The sequence below is a fragment of the Pseudomonas sp. 05T35 genome (genome assembly GCF_056396605.1).
Map to the genome: position 1 here is coordinate 1 of NZ_JBFTLU010000765.1, position 1,097 is coordinate 1,097.

Annotated in this window: 2 protein-coding genes; both read right to left on the reverse strand. The window is 55.1% G+C overall.

All coding sequences use genetic code 11. The features are described from left to right. On the reverse strand, positions 1-789 hold a 789-nt coding region (rhtA, locus tag AC1DH9_RS29645), incomplete at its 3' end, for a threonine/homoserine exporter RhtA (protein WP_477809394.1). Positions 790-844: 55 nt separating this feature from the next. After that, positions 845-1,097 (reverse strand): hypothetical protein (locus AC1DH9_RS29650; protein WP_477749200.1); only part of this gene is annotated, 253 nt, incomplete at its 5' end.

The window sequence follows — 1,097 nt, forward strand, 5'->3', positions numbered from 1 at the left end:
GGACAAGTATTCGTGCAGAAACAGCAGCCCGGACAATGCGCCGAATGCGGGCTCGATACTCATCAGTGTGCCGAAGGTTCGCGCCGGCATTCGGGTGAGGGCGATCATCTCAAGGGTATACGGAAGGGCAGTGGACAGAACGGCTACGCCAATAGCGATGGGGATCAGCGACGGTGTAAGCAATGCGGCTCCGGCATGGACGATGCCTATAGGCGCAACGAAGAGTGCGGCAATCATGACACCCAGCGCAGCGGTCTGGACGCCGTTATCTGCCCCGGCTTTCTGGCCGAATAGAATGTACAGCGCCCAACATGCCCCGGCGCCGAGAGCATAACCGGCACCTATCAGGTCGATGCTCGTGTTTGTTGCGTCCGTCGGTATAAGCAGCAACAAACCGATGATGGCCAGACCGATCCACAGAAAGTCGATTGCCTTGCGTGAGGCATAAATTGCCACTGCTAGCGGGCCCGTGAACTCCAGAGCAACGGCAATTCCGAGTGGGACAGTCCTGAGCGACATATAGAAGAGGAAGTTCATGCCGCCCAGCGCCATGCCGTAGACGATGACGGTGCGTAAGGACTTGGCAGTGAGCCTGGCCTTCCAGGGGCGCAGTAACAGCAACATGATCACGCTGGCGAAAATCAGTCGCAGGGTGGTCGTGCCTTGCGCCCCGATTATAGGGAACATGCTTTTTGCCAGGGAGGCTCCAGACTGGATCGACGCCATGGCTACCAATAGCAGGCCAACCGGGAACAGAGTCGATGCAAGGCTGCGGGGCTGGTCATTCATTACGTGTCGTCGTCCGAAGTGAGAGGCGAGAGAGTGTACGGCTGGCATATCATGCTTAGCTACCAGGTGTTGAGCAATATACTGCGCACTCTTTGTTGGCGTTTCTATATATAAGCTGTAACGAGTGCCGTTTTTTGATTTCTGATAGAAAAACCAAATTAGGTGTTGACGGCAGATTCTGGACGTCTATAATTCGCCCCACTTCCGGCGCAGTCGAAACGGAAAACTCCTTGGTAAACAAAGAGTTACGCAGTTTTCGGCAGCGGTTACGCTTCAGTTCATCGAAGTCCGAAGGAGTTGAAAGAGCG